This is a genomic window from Mycobacterium sp., from assembly GCF_035633495.1.
Taxonomy (GTDB): Bacteria; Actinomycetota; Actinomycetes; order Mycobacteriales; family Mycobacteriaceae; genus Mycobacterium.
In genome coordinates, this window is sequence record NZ_DASQEU010000058.1 from 1 (window position 1) to 18,763 (window position 18,763).

The window sequence follows — 18,763 nt, forward strand, 5'->3', positions numbered from 1 at the left end:
CCCTGTGGGGTACCGGCGTTGTTCTCCCGCAAGACGCGGTCCTCACCGAGGATGCCCGCCTTGAGGAACGCCTTGACCAGGCCCATGACCCGCTTATCCCCGATACGATCCCGCACCCGATCCAGAAGGACGGAATGTGAGATCTCATCGAAGCAGGCTTTGATGTCGCCCTCGACGATCCACTCATAGGAGTGGGACGCCAGGAAACGCACCTCGGCCACCGCGTCATGAGCCCGCCGGTTCGGACGGAACCCGTAGGAACACGGCAGGAAATCCGCCTCGAAAATCGGCTCCAACACCAGTTTCAACGATGCTTGCACCACCCGGTCGGTGACCGTGGCGATTCCCAGACGACGCAGCTTGCCGCCCGCCTTGGGAATCATCCGCTCCCGCACCGGAAGTGGACGGAAGCTGCGGTCCTTCAGCGAGCCCCGCAGCTCGTCGAGAAACTTCTCGACACCCGTGGACTGTGCGATGGACGACGAAGTACGACCGTCGATCCCCGCTGTCCGAGCACCCTTGTTACCCCGTACCCGATCCCACGCGACGAGAAGGAACGCGGGATCGACGACAAGATTGAACAGATCATCGAACCTGCGATGAGGATCATCACCGGCCCAAAGGTGCAGTTTGGTCTGGATCTGCAGTACCCGACGTTCCGCCTCGAACAAGGCGAACGCCAGCTCGTCGGTATTCACCGGCGACACCTCCTGATATTCCAGTTCTTCCACTGCCGACTTGCTGGCCCCCTTCGCCATGCACGTGCCTCTCGCACGCTCGGACTACTACGGGGCCTCCGCCCCATCCCGCGGCCATCAGTCGGCAACGGACCTGCCCACCGTCGGGCTGGATGCCCGACGGGAGGGCGACCGCGGATGGTTCCCACGTTCACCAGAGATCGATCGATGAGGGAGGCGCCCGCCTTTACTCCGACAGCATCGCCACGACTACGCCGCAGGCTTTCGCCGTGACCTCCCCACCGGACCGATGCAACCGGCTTCGGAGTAGGCCGCCCCGCCGAAACGAGACAGCCCCGCGCTGCACACCGGCCCATATCCGTCAGGTTTGAGCCGGCACTGGACTTACGGAGCGTCAGACAGCGGTTCCTTACGTACGCCTTCTCATCACTGCTTGCCGGGCCCGGGCTGTCTGACAGTGCCAACCCGTCCCGTACGTTGTCGGAGGCTGCTCCCGCCTTCCCCGGCGCTCCCCGGATCAGACTGCCTCCCAGCTTCACCGGCCAGCTGCGACTGACCAGCGGCGTGGGCCTTTCACCCCCACTCGATCTCAAGCGCCTCGTGGCGCACGAAGGGCTTCCAGTAATCGCTGGTGGCTTCCATCACGACACACGTGATCTTCTGGGCCACCAAATGCTCACGTAGCGCAAGGATTTGGCGGGTTGTGGCTCCCCAGGTCGTCACGGTCTCGGCCGTTTTACGTCGTCCTGCCCCCGCGATGCGCACACAAACTTTGGCATCCTTTTCGGGCTCTTCCCGGAAGAGCCAAAAAATCTGGTCGAATAATCCGATCGAACGGCTCAACAAGGAGATCAAACGCCGCGCCGATGTCGTGGAGATCTTCCCGAACCCAGCGTCGTTCCTACGGTTGGCGACGGCGGTGGTGATCGAAGCACACGACGAGTGGCAGGTCACCCGCCGCTACGTCTCCGATGTCAGTATGGACGAACTGCGGGTGATCATCGCCGCCAAACAACAAGCAGCTGCAGCCCAGACGACAGTGTCATCGTTGACACCCCAACTCGAAAATGCCTAACATGCAACATGACTCGTTGATCACGAACCAGATGGTTCACCGATCCGAATTACACCACTCCACGGGACGCTATCCGACCTCACCATTACACCCGAGCAGCTCTTCGAGGTACTCGGCGACGCAGAGTCGTGGCCGTGCTGGGCGACCGTGATCACCAACGTGACGTGGACGAGCCCCGAGCCACGCGGAATCGGCACGACGCGCACGGTGGACATGCGCGGCGGCATCACCGGCGCCGAGGAGTTCCTCACCTGGGAGCCCTACTCCCACATGGCCTTCCGCTTCAACGAGAGCACGTCCAATGCCATCATGGCCTTCGCGGAGGACTACCGGGTGGTCGAGACGGCCGACGGCTGTCACCTCACCTGGGTGATGGCGATCAAACCGGCAGGCATCGCAGGCAGGCTCGGCATGGAGATCGGAAGGCCGGTGATGGCCTGGCTGTTTCAGCGATTCCTGCACAACCTCGACCGGTACGCCAAGGAGCGGTTCAGTACAGCCCCTCCCAGGCCGAACGCCTGATTGCGTCGGGGTCGGCGACGGTGTCGTCGCGAGTCGATCTGATGACGCGGGTGCGGCGGGACGCCGCGTCGTACCGCGGCCAGTCGTCGTCGAGGCCCTCCGTCGCGAAGTTCAGCCAAGTTCTCTGCATGCGTCTGCCGACGGCTGGTTGTACCCGCCTGCCCAGCGGGTGAACCTTGCGGCCGAGGTAGGAGCCATAGCTGTGCTGGACGTGCACGATCTCACTGCCGTGCGTGGCACCGAGGCCGAGCAGTCGCAAACTCCAGGCGGCGTGGTCGAAGCGGTAGACGTGGGTCGGCGCATGCACCGAGTAGGCGTCGGCGAACGCCCACGTGGGAGCACCGAACATCGTGTCCGAACCGAAGGCGATGAGGGCACGGCGCCGCGGATAGTCCGGATACGCGGCCAGCACGCGGTCCTTGGCGTCGGGCGCCGTGCGAGCGAAGTACGACTCGACGATCGGCTGCGTGGTCGGCAGCATCGGCGGTTTACCCCACGCGAACATCGACGCCTCGTGGCTGTTGGTGCCGACGATCAACGGAACCGGCGACACCTCGCCGTCCCGCGCGGCGTCGATGGGATGTTTCGGCAGGGAGTCGACGCCGTAGGTCAGGCCGTACGCCAGCGTCGGCGTGTGCGCGGCGCTCTCGCCCTGAAGCTGGCCCGCGGCGCGTCGAAGTGGGCGCTGCGGAAGGGACTTCACCTCGTCGACGGCGACGCCGAGCCGGTCGACGAACGTGCGGGCCTGCCGTGCGCGCGTCTCCCGGTCGGCGATCAGCGGAAGCGCGGGACTCTGCGCGATCGCGCGGCTGAACAACCCGTGGGCGAGCGGGCTGGCCAGCAACGCCAAGACCGAGGTGGCACCCGCTGACTCGCCGAACACGGTGACCTGATCGGGGTCGCCACCGAAGGCGCCGATGTTGTCGCGCACCCACTGCAGGGCCGCCACCTGGTCGCGCAACGCGAGGTTGTCGTCGAAGCCGGCGCCGAGGTCGCCGAGTTCGAAACCACCGAAGACACCGAGCCGGTACGTCACGTTGACGACGACGACGTTGCCGTTGGCGGCCAGCCTGCTGCCGTTGTAGAGCTGCAGCTGACCCGCCCCGTAGACGAAGGCACCGCCGGGCAGCCACACCATCACCGGCAGTGCGCCCCCGGGATCGGGCGACCACACGGTCAGCGTCAGACAGGCTTCGTCGCGGATCTTCGGATCGTCGCGCCCGCCACCGACGAAGGACCGGCCCTGAGGTGGCAGCGGCCCGTGCTCGACGGCATCGCGGACCCCACTCCACGGCGCGGGCGGGGCGGGCGCCCGGAAGCGCCTGTCACCGAGGGGTTGCTCGGCGTAGGCGATCCCGCGCCAGACGTTCACCCCACCTTCGGTGGTGCCTCGCAGCACCCCGTACGCGGTATGCGCGACGGTCGGATCTTCCACGGTTTCGCGCTGGGCGGCCACCGCACGAATCGTAGTGTGGGAAGCTGAACCGGCTGGCGCGGCGCCATCGCCGGTGTCAACGGACGGGGTGAATGATGACCTTCAACGAGGGTATGCGGATCGACACGAGCACCACGTCGACCAGCGGCGGCGGGGGTGGCGGCGGAGGCCGACGCATCGCGGTCGGCGGTGGAATCGGTGGGCTGCTGATCGTCGTGGTCGCCCTGTTCCTCGGCGTCGACCCGGGAACCGTGCTGCCGCAGGACGGCACGGGCCAATACGACTCTCAGGGCGTCGAGGCGCCGGGATTCGACCTGAGCCAGTGCAAGACGGGCAAGGACGCCAACGACGTCGTGGAGTGCCGCGTCGTGGCCACGGGCAACTCGGTGGACGGCGTGTGGTCGCAACTGATGAAGGGTTACACGCGGCCCAACGTGCGGCTCTTCAGCAACCAGGTGCAGACCGGCTGCGGCCCGGCCACCACCGACGTGGGCCCGTTCTACTGCCCGGCCGACGGCACCGCGTACTTCGATACGTCCTTCTTCCAGGTGCTCGTCGACCAGTTCGGTTCCAGCGGTGGCCCGTTGGCGCAGGAGTACGTCGTCGCCCACGAGTTCGGCCATCACGTGCAGAACCTGCAGGGCACCCTGGGCCGCGCGCAGCAGGGGCCCGGCGGCGCTGAAGGCAACTCCGTGCGCACCGAACTGCAAGCCGACTGCTACGGCGGGGTGTGGGCGCACTACGCGGCGATCACCAAGCAGGAGGGCACCGACGTGACGTTCCTGGAGCCGTTGACCGACAAGGACATTCAGGACGCCCTGTCCGCGGCCTCGTCGGTCGGCGATGACCGCATCCAGCAGTCCTCGACGGGGCGGGTGAATCCGGAGTCGTGGACGCACGGTTCATCCGCCGCGCGGCAGTACTGGTTCACCGAGGGCTACCGCACCGGTGACCCGAACAAGTGCGACACCTTCTCCGCGCAGGACCTGCACGAGTAATGACGTCCGGGTCCGACGGCCTCGAAGCCGCCGTCCCACCAGACACCAAGGACTGGACGTGGGTCCTCGGGGAGCCCTGCCCGGACTGCCGCTACGACGCACGGGCGTTGCACCATACGGACCTCGCCGCCCTCATCCGACGCGATGCCGACGACTGGACTGGACGGATGGCGGGACCGTCGGTCACCGTGCCCGGTGCCAGGCGTCTGGTCGGTCCTCGAATACGGCTGCCACGTTCGTGACGTGCACCGAATCTTCGCCCATCGCGTGCAACTCATGCTGAACGAGGACGACCCCCGGTTTCCCAACTGGGACCAGGACGAGACCGCACTCACCGACGACTACCCCTCGCAGAACCCCGTCACCCTCGCCGACGAGTTGCGGCAGGCGGCATCGGCCGTCGCCGACACCTACGAGTCCGTGCCGGCCGACGCCTGGTCGCGACGCGGACTACGCAGCAACGGAAGCGAATTCACCATTGCGACGATTGCGCTGTATCACCTGCACGACATCGTCCACCATGCGTGGGACGTCACGCCGCGCTGAGGGCATTGACCACGTTGAACACATATCGCTAATGTGTGCAAATGCGCGCTGGAGCGGAGACCACCCGTCCCGTGTCCCCGGCGTTACTGGCCGCCACCACGGAGACGTTGCGGCGGCTGGGTGCACGGCAATTCAGCCTCACCGCGGTCGCAGGGGCCGCGGGCGTGTCGCGCGGCACGGTGCACAACGCGCTCGGTCGCCGCGACCACGCCATCAAGGTCGGTCTGGACCATCTCGCGTCGACGTTCTTCGACACGATGGCCGCCGAGGTCGACAAGGCAGACACGCTCGCCGAGCAGGTCGCGGCCGCCGCGGTGCTGATCTGTGCACGCCGCCAGAAGTCCGACGCCGTCGCCCCTCGCGGCATCGACGAGAGCATCCTCCTCCTCCTGCTGCGCAACATCGGCGACGACCTCGTGGGCAGAGCCACCGAGTTGTGGAAGCCGCTGGTGAAGGCCGCACAGAGCAGCGGCGAAGTCGGGCCGACGGTCGATCCCGCGAAAGCCGGCGAGTGGATCGTGCGCATCCTGTTCAGCTTCGAACTGCTGCCGCCGATGGGCGTCAACATCGAGAGTCCACGAGCAGTGAAGCGTTTCGTGACCGCCCACGTCGTGGCCGGTCTGACCGGAGGTGGCACGTGACCGAACCCGACGTCGAAGTCGTCATCATCGGCGCAGGTCCTGGCGGCATTGCCGCAGCACACCTGTTGCAGCGCAAGGGTATCGACGACTTCGTCATCCTCGAACGAGGCGATGACTTCGGCGGCACCTGGCGCGACAACCAATACCCGGGCCTGGCCGTCGACATCCCCACGCTGTGGTACCAACTCTCTTTCGCGCCGAACCCCGACTGGACCCGTCTGTTCGCCCCCGGCCCCGAGATCCATCGGTACCTCCGAGACACTGCGACACGGCTGAACCTCTACCCTCGCCTCCGGACCGGCGCCGAAGTCGTCCGTCAGCAGTGGGACGACGACGCGGGCCTGTGGCGCCTGGACGTCCGTGACCGGCCACAGCTGACGGCGCGCTTCGTGATCAGCTCGGTGGGCGGCTACGTCAACGCCAAGAACACCGTCGACATCGACGGTGTCGAGGACTTCGCGGGCACGATCCTGCGCCCCAACGCCTGGGACGACTCCTACGAGACCCGCGGCAAGCGGGTCGCCGTGATCGGCACCGGGTCCAGCGGCGTACAGATCGCCGCCGCGCTGTCCGCCGAGGCCGCCAATCTCGATGTCTATCAACGCACTCCGGCGTGGGTACTACCCAAGGTCGACTTCGACATCCCACCGTTGATGCGGCGCGCCCTGCGCGTGCCAGGCGTCGTCGCCGCCGTCAACGCCGCAGGCAGGGGCCTGATGGACGTTGCGATGGTCGCACCGATCGTGCATCTGTTCTCCCGACTCCCCGACCGACTACTCGTGCGCCTCATGCCGTGGTACGACGCGTACTGCCGTGCGCTCTACCGGTTGCTCCTGCGCGCCACCGTGCGCGACCCTCGGACTCGCCGGGCGCTGGTGCCCGGCTACGGCATCATGGCCAAGAGACCCGTCATCTCGAGTGCGTTCCTCACCGCGCTCAACGATCCGACCACCCAGCTGATCACCACGCCGATCGAGCGCATCACCCGCGATGGCGTCCGCACCGTCGACGGCGTCGAGCACCCCGCTGACCTGCTGGTGTTGGCGACGGGATACGAACTGTGGACCGATCCCGAGACCTACCGCACCGGAACGGTGTTGGGTGCCAACGGGTTCGACCTCGCAGACTACTACCGGAGCCACGGGCTCCGCGCCTACGCCGGGACGTCGCACCCCCGCCTGCCCAACCGCTGGGAGATCGTCGGGCCACTCGGCTTCGTCGGCTTCGCGTGGCCGGACTTCGTCGAGACCATCGCCGCCCATGCCGTGCGCATCATCGACGAAACGCGTCGGAGCGGCAACCAGGTGGCCGAAGTCAGCCAGGATGCGTTCAACCGGTGGAACACCCTTATGGAGCGCCGCGGGAAGACGGCCCGGCTGTACTTCACCGAGTGCAACCCCACCCTGAATACGTACTTCGTGAACTCGCAACGGGACACCGTCTACCACCGCCCCCAAACCATCACCGCCTCGAGGCGATTCGCACGCCGGTCTCCGCTGACCGATTACGAGATGAGTAGGCGCTCAACGCACTCCGCCACGATTCTGCTACCGAAGGAGCAACCGGCATGACGAGCACCGACCAACCGTTGGCCGGCAAGGTCGCCTACGTCACGGGCGCCGCGCGCGGTCAGGGACGTTCACACTGCGTGCGATTGGCGCGCGCCGGAGCCGACGTCATCGCGATCGACGCGTGCGGTCCCGTCGCCGCGAGCAACGGCTACGAGCCCGCGACACCGGAGGATCTCGCCGAGACCACCAGCCTGGTCGAAGGCGAGGGCCGCAAGATCCTGGCCAAGGAGGTCGACGTCCGCGACGCCGAGGGGCAGCAGCGCGTCGTCGCGGAGGGCATCGAGCAGTTCGGCCGCCTCGACGTCGTGGTGGCGAATGCCGGGGTGCTGAATTGGGGTCGGCTGTGGGAGATCTCGGCGCAACAGTGGCAGGAGACCATCGACACCAACCTCACCGGCGTCTTCAACACCATCAGGGCCGCGGTGCCCGCGATGATCGAGGCGGGCAACGGCGGGTCGATCATCAACGTCAGCTCTGCGGCGGGCATCAAGGCGGTCCCGGGTTGCGGGCACTACTGCGCGTCGAAGTTCGGTGTCGTCGGCCTGACCAATTCGCTTGCAGTCGAGTTGGGCGAGTTCGGGATTCGCGTCAACTCCGTGCATCCCTACGGCACCGACACACCCATGGGCAACGACGTCTCGATGTACGAGATGTTCGCCGCACACCCGAACTTCATCCACAGCTACTCCCCCGGCGCGTTGCCGACCGACTCGCTGGCCGCGCCGAACCTCATCTCCGACGTCGTGGTGTGGTTGGCGAGCGACGCCTCGTCGCTGGTGACGGCCGCCCAGATCCCCGCCGACAAGGGGTATCTGAAGATCTAGAGCCTGGACTCCGCAGCGATCGACGTGTCGGTGGTGCGCAGGGGTCGAATCAGCGCGTCCTGGGCGAACGACGCGAGCAGCTCGCCCTCTTCGGTGTGCACTGTGCCACGAACGTAGGACATCCCCGAGCCCACCTGGGTGCTCTCGTGGGTGTAGAGAATCCAGCCGCCCCAGGTGAACGGTTCGTGAAAGCTCACCGAGATGGTCATCGGCGCCGTGGACACCGTGAGGTGGGCCTGCGCAGTGCCGATCCCTTCGTGCGCGCGCATCGTCGTCGAAATGCCAAGGTGACCGGTGAAGTACGCGATCAACGCCTTGGCCAGCTCGTCGCGACCGGGAATCGGGTCGTAGTGCAACCACGCGTGCAGCTCGGGCGGCCCGACCTCGTCGGGACTGTTGACGTCGACGACGTCGACGAGTCGCAACTGGCGTCCGGCCATCGGCATCTCCGACACGTTCGCCTCGATAGGCGCGGCGACGTCGGGCTTGGGAAGGTGATGACGGATGACGTCCGCCGACGGCACTCGGCGAGCACCGTCACCGTGATGCAACGCCTACCGTTCTGCGACGCCGAGATCACCGCGGTCGCCGTGGTGCGGCCCTCGGCCACGACGTCGACGGTCAACTCCACCGGCGGCCCCACCACGACGGCACGGGCGAATACCGCGTACGCCGACCGCACCGACTTCTCGGGGAACCGCTTGCCCGCCGCGACGATCGCCTGGGCCATCACCTGAGTGCCCTCCACCACCTGACGCTCGTCGGCGCCTACGATGCCCGTCTGACCGATGAAGCGGTCCGCGCCATCGGGTTGCACGTCGAACAGGTCGAGCAGTCCCTCGACCGTCCACTCGGCCTGATCTGAATCAATCGACATGTCATACCTCTCGGACTGAATTGTTATGTGTGACTTGCGATGACGTTCTCGGCGAAGTCGGCGAGGGTGGACGGTTGGGCGAAGTCGGCGAACCAGACATAGAAGCGCTCGACGCCTTGGGCCGACAACCCCGAGAAGTGCTCGGCGAGTTCGCTTGCGTCCCCGCACACCAGACCGCTGCCCAGGTGGCCGAATCGACGGGTGCTGGTCGCCGTCATCTCGTCACGGTCGGCGTCCCGACCGACGAAGCCGACCATCTGCTGCACGGACACGCGAACGTCGCCCACCGTCGGCAGCAGGCCGGGCAGCCGGTCGAGTTGGTGAGACGGCACGTTCCACCAGTCGGCGTACCTGCGCACCAGGTCCATCGTCTTCTTGCCGGTTCCGCCGAGCACCAGCGGAATTCGTCGTTCCGGGCGTGGCTCCTGGATCACGCCGTCGGCGTCTGATTCGCCCCAGTACTGGCGGATCAGCCCGAGGTTGCGGTCCAGGCGCGCGACGCGGGCAGGCGCATCGTCGCCATCGGCCAAGCCGAACCTGTCGAACTCCTGCGGCCAGGAACCCCAGCCGAGCCCGAGCTCGAAGCGGTTTCCCGAGGCCGCCGCCAGCGTCACCACTTCCTTGGCCAGCACGGCGGGCTGGCGAAACGCGTCGCACAGCACCAGGTGCCCGATCGTCAACCGCTCGGTGTGCGCGGCCACCCAGGTCGCGACGGTCATCGCCTCCCAGATTCCCTGGTGCGCAGCCCCGGGCGGCTCGAGGTGGTCGATGAGTGCGATGCCGTCGAAACCAGCCGATTCGGCCGCCCGCGCACGCTCGACGATGTCGGCAATCTCCAGCCGCACCTGGGGCAGGAACAGGAACCATTCGGCCATCGGAGCGTCACCCTATCGGCAATCGCACCGATGCCTCTACCCAACCGGTAACGTCATTCTCGTGACGAAGGCGACTGAACGGCCGTCAGCAGACGCAACGGACGCAGGCACGGTCGACGAGGAATCCCGAGCCAGCCGCTTCATGCGCTCCGCTCTGGCCATCCTTGGCGAGACCGGGCGAACCGACTTCACGGTGCTCGAAGTGGTCGAGCGGTCCAAGACCTCGCTGCGATCCTTCTACCAGCACTTCTCCACCAAGGACGAACTCCTCCTGGCCCTGGTCGACAGGATCACGAGCGAGTCCACGCTTCGCTGGCGGGCCGAGACCGACGCGCTGGACGCCCCGGAGGCGTTGCGCCTGCTGATCGCCAAGATCAGCGCACCGGCCGCGTCCACCACACAGGACAGCATCAACCGCGGCCTGACGTTCTACAACGACCACCTGGCCGAGACGATGCCACGCGAGTACGCCAGGGTGCTCTCACCCGTGAACGTGCTGATCAAGGACATCATCGAGCGCGGGGTGACCGAGGGCTCCTTCGATCCGCGCCTCGACGTCGACCCCACCGCCACGCTGATCATGCAGTCGGCACTCGGTGCGATGCGACTGCGCGTCCTCGGGGCCGAACTCAACGACGCGCCTTTGGAGGGTCACCACATCTACGAGTTCTGCATCAGGGCGCTCAAAGCCTAGGCGCAACGCTCTGAACTGCACGTTCAGCGATTGCCACACAGTTCTCGAACGCTGGTTCACTCTCCGTGGCCAAAGTGGAAACGTCATTACCACTTCCGACATACCAGACTTCTAGGAGACGGATATGCCTTCGCGCACCCTGTCCTATCCCGTGTTCGACGCAGACAACCACTTCTACGAACCCAAGGAAGCGCTGACGCAGTTCCTGCCGGGACATCGCAAGGGCGTCATCGACTACATCGACGTCCGCGGACGCACCAAGATCATGGTTCGCAACGTGGTCAGCGACTACATCCCCAACCCGACGTTCGAGGTCGTCGCCCGGCCCGGCGCACAGGAGGACTACTTCAAGCACGGCAGCGGCGGCAAGACCTACCGCGAAGTGATGGGCAAGCCGATGAAGGCCATCCCCGCCTTCCGCGACCCCGCGGCGCGCCTCGAGGTCCTCGACGGTCTCGGCCTCGACTACACCCTGATGTTCCCCACACTGGCCAGCCTCGTCGAGGAGCGGCTGAAGGACGACCCCGACCTGATCCTCGACATCGTGCATGCGCTGAACCAGTGGATGTACGAGACCTGGCAGTTCAACTACGCCGACCGCATCTTCTCCACCCCGGTCATCAATCTGGGCAACGTCGACCGCGCCCTCGAAGAACTCGAGTGGTGTCTCGAACGCGGCGCCAAGACCGTTCTGGTGCGCCCTGCGCCGGTGCCCGGCCACCGCGGCAGCCGCTCCATGAGCGTGCCCGAGTTCGACCCGTTCTGGGACGCCTGCGTCAAGACCGGCATCCCGGTGTCGATGCATGCCTCGGACAGCGGCTACTCCCAGTACCTCAACGACTGGGAGCCCGGCGACGAGTTCAAGCCGTTCGCGCCCACGTCGTTCCGGATGGTCGCGATGGGCAAGCGACCCATCGAGGACACCATGGCTGCACTGGTCTGCCACGGCGCGCTGACCCGCAACCCGGATCTGCGCATCTTGTCGGTCGAGAACGGCGCATCCTGGGTGCCGTACCTGTTCTACCAGTTCGAAGACGTCTTCAAGAAGATGCCCGACGCGTTCCCGGAGAACCCGATCGAGGCGTTCAAGCGCTGCGTGTACGTCGCGCCGTTCTGGGAGGACGACTTCAAGAAGATGGCCGATCTGTGCGGCATCGACCGCATCATGTTCGGCTCGGACTGGCCGCACCCGGAAGGTCTGTCCGATCCCATCAACCTGGTCGACGACCTCGAACGCCACGGCCTCGACGAGGAAGGTGTGCGGAAGGTGATGGGCGGCAACATGGTCGACCTGTTCAAGGTTCCGAACAAGATCGTCCACAAGCCCGACGTGCCTGCGCTCGTTCTTGCCTGACCACCATTTCTAGTAGCGTAGCGAATCGCGCATGACTGACGTTGCGTCCCCCGAGCGACTGCTCTTCGCATCGACCGCCCGGGCATTCCTGGACAAGGAGGCCTCGATCGGTCGGGTGCGCGAACTGCACGCTTCCGGAACGTCTTTCGACTCCGAGTGGTGGCAGCGTGCTGCCGAACTCGGCTGGGCCAGCCTGCTGGTGCCGGAGCGACTCGGCGGCGGCAGTGTCTCCGGCGACGGAGTCGCCGATCTCGCACTGGTCGCCGAACAGGTCGGCAAGACCGTGGCGCCGGGGCCACTGCACCCGGTGAACGTCGTCTTGGCCGGTCTGGTGGACGCCGACGACGCCGAAACTCACTCCGGCACCATCGAGTCCCTGGTTGCCGGCGAGCTCATCGCGTCGTGGGCCGTCGACGAACCGGGGCGTCCCTGGATGCCCGGTGTCACCACGGTCACCGCCAGTGCCACCGGTTCGGGATACCGCATCGACGGTGTCAAGGACCGGGTGGAGGCAGGCGCCGAGAGCGGACTCTTCCTCGTCGTCGCCGAATGTGACGGCGCGGTGCGCCAGTTCCTGGTCCCCGACGATGCCGCTGGCGTGACGGTCACCCCGCAGAAGTCCATCGACCTCCTGAAGCGTTACGCCCGAATCGAATTCGACGGTGTCGAGGTCGGAGAGGATGCGATCGTCGGTTCGGCCGATCAGACCGCGGCACTCATCGCCCGGCAGAGCCAGATCGCCCAGATCCTTCAGTGCGCCGAGGTGGTCGGCATCCTCGACACGGTGCTGGCCTTCACCATCCAGTGGGCCCTCGACCGACATTCGTTCGGGCGACCACTGGCGTCGTACCAGGCACTCAAGCATCGCTTCGCCGACATGAAGATCTGGTTCGAAGCCAGTCGGGCGACGACCCGCGCCGCAGTCGACGACGTGTCGAGACGCTCCCCCGGCGCCGACGTGACGGTCAGCGTGGCCAAGTCGTACCTCGGTGAACACGCCGCACCCATGCTGCAGCACTGCGTGCAACTGCACGGAGGCATCGGCGTCACGTGGGAGCACGATCTGCACCTGTACCTCAGGCGGGCCACCCTGTACCGCTCCATGTTCGGAACACCCGAGGAACACAATCTCCGCGTCTATGAATTGGAGTCGGCCTCGTGACCGAGACGACATCGGTGCGAACCGACGCAGAAGAGGGATCAGTCGAATCCGTTGCCGAGTTCGCGGCGCGGGCGCGAGACTGGCTCGCGGACAACATGCCACGCATCGACCCAGCGTTTCCGCCGGAAGCCGACCGGGGCGCCGAGGGTCCGTGGCTGCGGGCGCGCGAACTCCAGAAGATGCTGCACAGTGGCGGTTTCGCGGGTATCTGTTTTCCTCGTGAGTACGGCGGTCTGGGCTTGCCCTACGCCTACCAGAAGGCGTTCGACAACGAATCACGCAACTACGAATTGCCGATCATCCTCAACACGCCGACGTTCACCATCTGTGCGGCGACGATCCTCGACACCGGCACCGAAGACCAGAAGTGTCAGCACATCTCGGGCGCCATCCGAGGTGACGAAGTCCTCGTTCAGTTGCTCTCCGAGCCCAGCGGCGGCTCGGATCTGGCCGGTGTCATCACCAGGGCGGACCGCCGCGGCGACAAGTGGATCATCAACGGCGCGAAGACGTGGAGTACCAGTGCCTTCGCGGCGGACTACGGACTGCTGCTCGCCCGCACCAACTGGGACGTACCGAAACACGAAGGCCTCACAATGTTCCTGGTGCCCATCAAGAGTCCGGGCATAACGATGCGGCGAATCCTGCAGGTCGACGGCGGCAATGAGTTCTGCGAGGAGTTCTTCGACGACCTCGAACTGGGTGACGACGCGGTCGTCGGTGCCGTCGACGACGGTTGGGCCGTCGCGTCACGGCAGATGTACCACGAGCGGCGCGCGGTCGGCGGCGGCTCGGAGTTCGCCAGCGGCATCGGCGCCGAAGGCGAAACCGACCAGGACATCGACTATTCCGCACTGATCGAGGCGACCGGCCAGGCCGGCGACGAACGGGTTCGGGAGATGGCGGGCCGGGCGCTGGTGCGTCGGGCCGTGCAGGAGCAACTGATCGACCACGTCTACCACGGCGTGCTCGACGGCTCACTGCCCCCGGCTGCCGGGTCCATCATCCGAATCTCCCATGCCGAGACCATTCAGTTCGAGATCGACACTGCGCTCGCGATCGTCGGCAGCGCGGGCGTCGTCGACGACGGATCCGGCTTGTCCCGCTACGGTGATCGCTTCCTGTCCCGCCAGACCGCGTCCCTCGGCGGCGGCACGAACGAGATCGCCCGGAACATCATCGGCGAACGCATCCTCGGCTTCCCACGCGAGTTCGCCGCCGATCGCGGCGTGCCGTTCAATCAGGTCAAGCGCAGACGCGACTAAGGATTTCGGGTCAGTTTCCGGCCTCGTCGAGGTGGTCGACGATTAGATCGTGCAGGCGGCCCCATGCTCCGCTCGGCAAGTCGTGGCCCATGCCGACGATCGTCTCCAATCGCGCGCCGGGGATGGCGGCGGCGGTAGCGGCACCGCCGGTCGGATGAACCATCCGGTCGCGATCACCGTGGATGACCAGCGTCGGCACGTCGATCTGCCGGAGTTCGGCGGTCCGGTCGCCCGACGCGAAGATGCCCGCCAACTGACGGGTGACGCCCGCCGACGTGGGGTCGCGGTCCCAGGCGATGCCCGCCCTGTCGCGCACCCACTCCTCGTCGAAGGGGAACCCGTGAGATCCGATGTGGCGGAACATCTTCACTGCTGCATCGCATGCCTCGGCCCGGTTGCGCGGTGGCCGTGCGGTCGCCATCTGCAGCCACGTCGAACGAGCCGGCCGCCCGATCCGCGGCGCGCCGGTGTTCGACATGACCGACGTCAGGGTGCGCACACGCCGGGGATGGTGAGCCGCGACGGTCTGGGCGATCATGCCGCCCATCGACACGCCGATCAGATGAGCGTCCCGATACCCCAGGGCATCCAACAACCCGACCGTATCGCGAGCCATGTCGCCGAGGTGATACTGCCGCTTGTCGCCACCGCCGCGAAGGATCGCCAGGGGCTTCGGTGGCGGGAAGTCGGCGTGCGTCGATCGGCCGACGTCGCGGTTGTCGAACCGGACGACCCGATATCCCTTCTCGGCGATCGCGGCGGCGAATTCCGAAGGCCAAGTGTGCTTCTGCTGCCCCAGCCCGGCGATCAGCACGACCGGCGGATCCGCGGGGTCGCCGAATCCGTCGTGGCACAGCTCGATGCCGCGGCCGACGTCCACGACGTGGTCTTCGCGCGAGATCTCCTCGGACGCCGTCACGCCGACACCTGCGCGGCAGCGGCGGGCACGGCGGCCGGCACGCCTGGTGCCCGTCGGTGAACGACCGCCATCCCGCCGTGGCCCGGCGCCGTCGCGACACCGCGAGAGTGCAGGGGCTCGTCGGCGGCATAGGTGCTTCGGAATTCGAACTCGCGCAGCAGGGTCCGCAACGTCACGGCCATCTCCATGTTGGCGAAGGCGGCGCCGATGCACCGCCGAACGCCGCCACCGTAGGGAATCCAGGAGTAGTTGCCCGGCGGGTTGCCGACGAAGCGGTCCGGATCGAAAACCGCCGGGTCGGCGAAGCTCCGCTCGGCGGCATGGGCGAGCGCGATGCTGACCATGACCACGCGACGTTCGGGAATGACCCACTGCCCCAAATTGATCCGCGACTTGGTCAACCTCGCTGTCGCGTTGATGACGGGCCGGGTGCGTTGCACCTCGAAGATGGTGGCCTGCAGCAGCTCCGTATCGCCCGCATCGATTTCGTCCGTGAGGCGGCTGAGCAGACGGGGGTGGCGCCGCAAACGCTCGACCGCCCACGCCAGGGTGGTCGCGGTGGTCTCGTGCCCCGCCGCGAGCAAGGTGAGCAGTTCGTCGGCGACGTGGTCGTCGGCGATGGCCGCGCCGTCGTCGTACCGCGCTCGCAGCAGTAGGGCCAGAACGTCGCTGCGCTCTTCGAACGCGGGGTCGCTGCGCGCGTCGGCGACGAGTCCGGAGATGACCGCGTCGTAGCGACGGCGCAGCTTGGCCGCCCGCCCCGACGGACTCCACGGGCCGTAGTCACGACGCACGGCGGGCGCCAGCACCGCGAGTCGTGATGACTTCAGCACCATCGCCGGCAGCAGTTGCCGCAGTTGTTCTAGCGCGACTCCGTCGGCACCGAAGACCGCTCGCAGGATCGCGTTGAGCGTGATCCGCATCATCGACGGCATGGTGGCGAACTCCTCGCCCTCCGGCCAGGTGGCGACCTCGCGCATCACCTCTTCTTCGACGATCTGCTCGTAGCCCTGCATCCTCTTGCCGTGAAACGGCGGCACCAGCAGCTTGCGGCGCTGCCGGTGCGCGGTGCCTTCGAGGCTGAACGTCGAGCCGGGTCCGAGCACTTCGCCGAGCGTGCCCGCGCGGGCGATGAGGTCGGTGTTCATCGTGAAGAGTTCCTTGACCAGCGCAGGATCACTGATCACCACTGCCTCACCGAAGATCGGGAGGTTGAGGGTGAACTCGGAGCCGTAGCGCCGGGCCACGGTCGCGATGGCCCTGTCGCGGTTGATCATGAAGGCAAGCCCCTGTAGCGCCTTGGGGATCCGCGGCGCGGCGGGTAGCCGCACCGGGTCCGTCGTCGCCTCACCCATGTCCCACCTCCGAGTCGGTACGCAAAGGTACCGGCCCGACGGTACGCCTCGGTACCGATGGACACAACCCTCCCGTAGCGGTCAGAACAAGGTGGGTTGTGGCGCCGTCGCGACGGGCGGCGGCACGGATGCCATGCGGAAGGACCGTTGGCCACCCGTCAACCCATGCCTGAGGAGCAGCGGCGCCGCCCGCTCACGCAACGCGTCGCGGTAGCTCTGCGGCAGGTAGGGCCCCCGCCCGTACAACTGCCGGTAATGCCCCACCAGCTCCGGTCGCGAGCGCGCCAGCCAGGCCATGAACCAGTCTCGCGTCGAACCGCGCAGGTGCAGCCCGAACACCGTCGCACTGCCGGCGCCCGCCGCGACGATCTGCCCCAGCAGTGTATCGAGATGCTCGACAGAGTCGGTCAGCATGGGCAGTACCGGGGCGACCATCACGTGACAATCGAGCCCGGCTGCACTGATCGCCCGGATCAGCTCCAGCCGCGCGCGAGGCGTCGGCGTGCCGGGCTCCACGTCCGCGTGCAGGTCGGGGTCGGCCACTGCCAGGGACACCGCGACGCTGACGTCGACGGCCTGCGCGGCGTCGACGATCCGTGCCAGATCGCGGCGCAGCAGCGTGCCCTTGGTGAGGATCGAGAACGGCGTCCCGGAATCGGCAAGTGCGCCAATGATTCCCGGCATCAGCACGTATCGGCCCTCGGCACGTTGGTAGGGATCGGTGTTGGTTCCGAGGGCAACCGTCTGACGGGTCCACGACCGGCGCGACAACTCTCTGCGCAGCACCCCGACGACGTTGGTCTTCACGACCACCTGGGTGTCGAAGTCGTCGCCGATGTCGAAGTCGAGGTACTCGTGCGTGGGCCTGGCAAAGCAGTACCGGCACGCGTGACTGCAGCCGCGATAGCCGTTGACGGTGTACTGGAACGGCAGGTTGGCGGCGTTTGGCACCTTGTTCAGTGCGGACTTGCACAGCACCTCGTGAAAGGTGATGCCCTCGAACTGCGGCGCACGCACCGAGCGCACGAATCCGATGCGCTGCAGACCGGGCAGAGCTCCGTCATCGACGCCGACTCCCTGGCCGTCCCATCGCATATTTCATGCGAACATATGTTCGATCGAAAGTCAATCCACGTCTATGGCGATCTTTAGTGAGATCAGATGCAGATTGTGCAGTAGACTTTGCGACGGGTGTAAGACACATCCGCTCCTGATGAAAGAAGTAAAAAGGTATGGCACAGGGAACTGTGAAATGGTTCAACAGCGAAAAGGGCTTCGGCTTTATCGCCCCCGACGACGGCTCCCCGGATGTCTTCGTCCACTATTCTGAGATCCAAGGCGGCGGCTACCGCTCGCTGGAAGAGGCTCAGAGGGTTCAGTTCGATGTCGGACAAGGTGCGAAGGGCCCCCAGGCCACCGGAGTTACCGCGATCTAAGAACTTCACGATCTATGGGCTGGCAGGGTTTAAACCTTGCCAGCCCATAGTTCATTTCTGGGCAGGTTCTTCGTGAGCCAGTTGCGTCGGGTTAGACCAGCGACACGATCAGGACGTTGATCAGCGTCCCAGCTGCGAGGTTCGGCCGCCGTCACCGCATCCGCTTCGTCGTTCAAGGCATAGGTGCTATATGCCTTGGCGACGACGCCATTGACGCGGTGCAGCGGAAAACGACAACGCATAGAACACGTGGCGAAGGTTGACGATGAGGGTGGTGGCTGCGACCAGCCCCAGGGGTGCGGCCGCCGCCGCGAGGCTCACCAGGAGAAACTCCAGCGAACCCGCTAGACGACCGCCGTGAAGACCGTCGCCCACCACCACGCGAGCCCGGCGTGGACGACCACCAACCCGAATGCCAGGCCGAGGGAGAACAATCCGAGTCCGACGGGCACCACGATCGCAGGCACCGGGCTGCGTCGCTGCACGACGAATCATCGTAGGGCGCTCGCGGTCGCT

The 18,763-nt window shown here is 66.3% G+C and carries 18 protein-coding genes and 4 pseudogenes; 12 read left to right on the forward strand and 10 right to left on the reverse strand.

Annotated elements, in window-relative coordinates; all coding sequences use genetic code 11:
* Together VET27_RS09615 and VET27_RS09620 are read right to left on the reverse strand one after the other, a co-directional pair.
* A partial coding sequence (locus tag VET27_RS09615) for a reverse transcriptase domain-containing protein (protein WP_526517544.1) occupies positions 1 to 698 on the reverse strand: 698 nt, incomplete at its 3' end.
* Positions 699 to 1,307: 609 nt separating this feature from the next.
* A pseudogene (locus tag VET27_RS09620) lies at positions 1,308 to 1,511 on the reverse strand (hypothetical protein); the annotation flags it as partial.
* On the opposite strand from VET27_RS09620, the pseudogene VET27_RS09625 reads away from it, so the two are divergent.
* Both VET27_RS09625 and VET27_RS09630 read left to right on the forward strand, forming a co-directional pair.
* A pseudogene (locus VET27_RS09625) lies at positions 1,477 to 1,773 on the forward strand (transposase); the annotation flags it as partial. The pseudogenes VET27_RS09620 and VET27_RS09625 sit on opposite strands and share 35 nt — an antisense overlap.
* A gap of 42 nt (positions 1,774 to 1,815) precedes the next feature.
* Positions 1,816 to 2,295, forward strand: coding sequence for an SRPBCC family protein (locus VET27_RS09630; protein WP_526517546.1), 480 nt, complete (start codon positions 1,816 to 1,818; stop codon positions 2,293 to 2,295).
* Here VET27_RS09630 and VET27_RS09635 read toward each other — a convergent pair.
* On the reverse strand, positions 2,264 to 3,751 hold the full coding sequence (locus tag VET27_RS09635; RefSeq protein WP_526517433.1) for a carboxylesterase/lipase family protein: 1,488 nt from the start codon (positions 3,749 to 3,751) through the stop codon (positions 2,264 to 2,266). The genes VET27_RS09630 and VET27_RS09635 overlap by 32 nt on opposite strands.
* A 74-nt stretch (positions 3,752 to 3,825) precedes the next feature.
* On the opposite strand from VET27_RS09635, the gene ypfJ reads away from it, so the two are divergent.
* From ypfJ to VET27_RS09660, 5 genes and pseudogenes are all read left to right on the forward strand, one after another.
* Positions 3,826 to 4,728: a KPN_02809 family neutral zinc metallopeptidase gene (gene ypfJ, locus VET27_RS09640; RefSeq protein ID WP_526517435.1), complete on the forward strand. Its 903-nt coding sequence runs from the start codon at positions 3,826 to 3,828 to the stop codon at positions 4,726 to 4,728.
* Positions 4,728 to 5,274 (forward strand): annotated as a pseudogene (locus tag VET27_RS09645) (DinB family protein). Before ypfJ ends, VET27_RS09645 begins: the two are co-directional and overlap by 1 nt.
* A gap of 41 nt (positions 5,275 to 5,315) precedes the next feature.
* Positions 5,316 to 5,915, forward strand: a complete 600-nt coding sequence (locus VET27_RS09650) for a TetR/AcrR family transcriptional regulator (RefSeq protein WP_526517437.1) — start codon at positions 5,316 to 5,318, stop codon at positions 5,913 to 5,915.
* Positions 5,912 to 7,486: a flavin-containing monooxygenase gene (locus tag VET27_RS09655; protein WP_526517439.1), complete on the forward strand. Its 1,575-nt coding sequence runs from the start codon at positions 5,912 to 5,914 to the stop codon at positions 7,484 to 7,486. The genes VET27_RS09650 and VET27_RS09655 overlap by 4 nt, the downstream gene beginning before the upstream one ends.
* The gene (locus VET27_RS09660; RefSeq protein ID WP_526517441.1) at positions 7,483 to 8,310 is read left to right on the forward strand and encodes a mycofactocin-coupled SDR family oxidoreductase; all 828 of its coding nucleotides are present in this window, start codon (positions 7,483 to 7,485) and stop codon (positions 8,308 to 8,310) included. The genes VET27_RS09655 and VET27_RS09660 overlap by 4 nt, the downstream gene beginning before the upstream one ends.
* Here the strand turns inward: VET27_RS09660 and VET27_RS09665 are convergent.
* Positions 8,307 to 9,187 (reverse strand): annotated as a pseudogene (locus VET27_RS09665) (acyl-CoA thioesterase). The gene VET27_RS09660 and the pseudogene VET27_RS09665 overlap by 4 nt on opposite strands.
* A 23-nt stretch (positions 9,188 to 9,210) precedes the next feature.
* Positions 9,211 to 10,062, reverse strand: a complete 852-nt coding sequence (locus tag VET27_RS09670; RefSeq protein WP_526517443.1) for an LLM class flavin-dependent oxidoreductase — start codon at positions 10,060 to 10,062, stop codon at positions 9,211 to 9,213.
* Between the two features lie 61 nt (positions 10,063 to 10,123).
* Between VET27_RS09670 and VET27_RS09675 the strand changes: the two genes are divergently transcribed.
* The 4 genes from VET27_RS09675 (at position 10,124) to VET27_RS09690 (ending at position 14,537) form a co-directional block, all read left to right on the forward strand.
* Positions 10,124 to 10,756, forward strand: coding sequence for a TetR/AcrR family transcriptional regulator (locus tag VET27_RS09675; RefSeq protein WP_526517445.1), 633 nt, complete (start codon positions 10,124 to 10,126; stop codon positions 10,754 to 10,756).
* A 124-nt stretch (positions 10,757 to 10,880) separates the two neighbouring features.
* A complete protein-coding gene (locus VET27_RS09680) occupies positions 10,881 to 12,110 on the forward strand; it encodes an amidohydrolase family protein (RefSeq protein WP_526517447.1) in 1,230 nt (409 codons plus the stop codon).
* A 31-nt stretch (positions 12,111 to 12,141) separates the two neighbouring features.
* Entirely contained in the window at positions 12,142 to 13,272 is a 1,131-nt protein-coding gene (locus VET27_RS09685; protein ID WP_526517449.1) for an acyl-CoA dehydrogenase family protein, read from the forward strand.
* Positions 13,269 to 14,537: an acyl-CoA dehydrogenase family protein gene (locus tag VET27_RS09690; protein ID WP_526517451.1), complete on the forward strand. Its 1,269-nt coding sequence runs from the start codon at positions 13,269 to 13,271 to the stop codon at positions 14,535 to 14,537. Before VET27_RS09685 ends, VET27_RS09690 begins: the two co-directional genes overlap by 4 nt.
* Before the next feature lie 10 nt (positions 14,538 to 14,547).
* On the opposite strand, the gene VET27_RS09695 is transcribed toward VET27_RS09690, so the two are convergent.
* From VET27_RS09695 to VET27_RS09705, 3 genes are all read right to left on the reverse strand, one after another.
* Positions 14,548 to 15,456 (reverse strand): alpha/beta fold hydrolase, encoded by a 909-nt coding sequence (locus tag VET27_RS09695; protein ID WP_526517453.1) that lies wholly within the window; start codon positions 15,454 to 15,456, stop codon positions 14,548 to 14,550.
* Positions 15,453 to 16,811 (reverse strand): cytochrome P450, encoded by a 1,359-nt coding sequence (locus tag VET27_RS09700; RefSeq protein WP_526517455.1) that lies wholly within the window; start codon positions 16,809 to 16,811, stop codon positions 15,453 to 15,455. The genes VET27_RS09695 and VET27_RS09700 overlap by 4 nt, the downstream gene beginning before the upstream one ends.
* Before the next feature lie 81 nt (positions 16,812 to 16,892).
* Positions 16,893 to 17,906 carry an Rv2578c family radical SAM protein gene (locus tag VET27_RS09705; protein ID WP_526517457.1) on the reverse strand — a complete coding sequence of 338 codons (1,014 nt, stop codon included), beginning with the start codon at positions 17,904 to 17,906 and terminating at the stop codon, positions 16,893 to 16,895.
* 137 nt (positions 17,907 to 18,043) lie between these two features.
* Between VET27_RS09705 and VET27_RS09710 the strand changes: the two genes are divergently transcribed.
* Positions 18,044 to 18,247: a cold-shock protein gene (locus VET27_RS09710; protein WP_056548397.1), complete on the forward strand. Its 204-nt coding sequence runs from the start codon at positions 18,044 to 18,046 to the stop codon at positions 18,245 to 18,247.
* A gap of 186 nt (positions 18,248 to 18,433) precedes the next feature.
* Here VET27_RS09710 and VET27_RS09715 read toward each other — a convergent pair whose 3' ends face one another.
* Entirely contained in the window at positions 18,434 to 18,628 is a 195-nt protein-coding gene (locus VET27_RS09715) for an AzlC family ABC transporter permease (RefSeq protein ID WP_526517459.1), read from the reverse strand.
* The gene (locus tag VET27_RS09720) at positions 18,592 to 18,732 is read right to left on the reverse strand and encodes a hypothetical protein (protein WP_526517461.1); all 141 of its coding nucleotides are present in this window, start codon (positions 18,730 to 18,732) and stop codon (positions 18,592 to 18,594) included. Before VET27_RS09720 ends, VET27_RS09715 begins: the two co-directional genes overlap by 37 nt.
* Positions 18,733 to 18,763: the final 31 nt, after the last annotated feature.

What these genes read in the sequence shown, in the direction of transcription:
- ypfJ (WP_526517435.1), top strand. Translation starts at nt 3,826, where the DNA reads ATGACCTTCAACGAGGGTATGCGGATCGACACGAGCACCACGTCGACC.
- VET27_RS09650 (WP_526517437.1), top strand. Translation starts at nt 5,316, where the DNA reads ATGCGCGCTGGAGCGGAGACCACCCGTCCCGTGTCCCCGGCGTTACTG.
- VET27_RS09660 (WP_526517441.1), top strand. Translation starts at nt 7,483, where the DNA reads ATGACGAGCACCGACCAACCGTTGGCCGGCAAGGTCGCCTACGTCACG.
- VET27_RS09670 (WP_526517443.1), bottom strand. Translation starts at nt 10,062, where the DNA reads ATGGCCGAATGGTTCCTGTTCCTGCCCCAGGTGCGGCTGGAGATTGCC.
- VET27_RS09680 (WP_526517447.1), top strand. Translation starts at nt 10,881, where the DNA reads ATGCCTTCGCGCACCCTGTCCTATCCCGTGTTCGACGCAGACAACCAC.
- VET27_RS09685 (WP_526517449.1), top strand. Translation starts at nt 12,142, where the DNA reads ATGACTGACGTTGCGTCCCCCGAGCGACTGCTCTTCGCATCGACCGCC.
- VET27_RS09700 (WP_526517455.1), bottom strand. Translation starts at nt 16,811, where the DNA reads ATGGGTGAGGCGACGACGGACCCGGTGCGGCTACCCGCCGCGCCGCGG.
- VET27_RS09705 (WP_526517457.1), bottom strand. Translation starts at nt 17,906, where the DNA reads ATGCGATGGGACGGCCAGGGAGTCGGCGTCGATGACGGAGCTCTGCCC.
- VET27_RS09710 (WP_056548397.1), top strand. Translation starts at nt 18,044, where the DNA reads ATGGCACAGGGAACTGTGAAATGGTTCAACAGCGAAAAGGGCTTCGGC.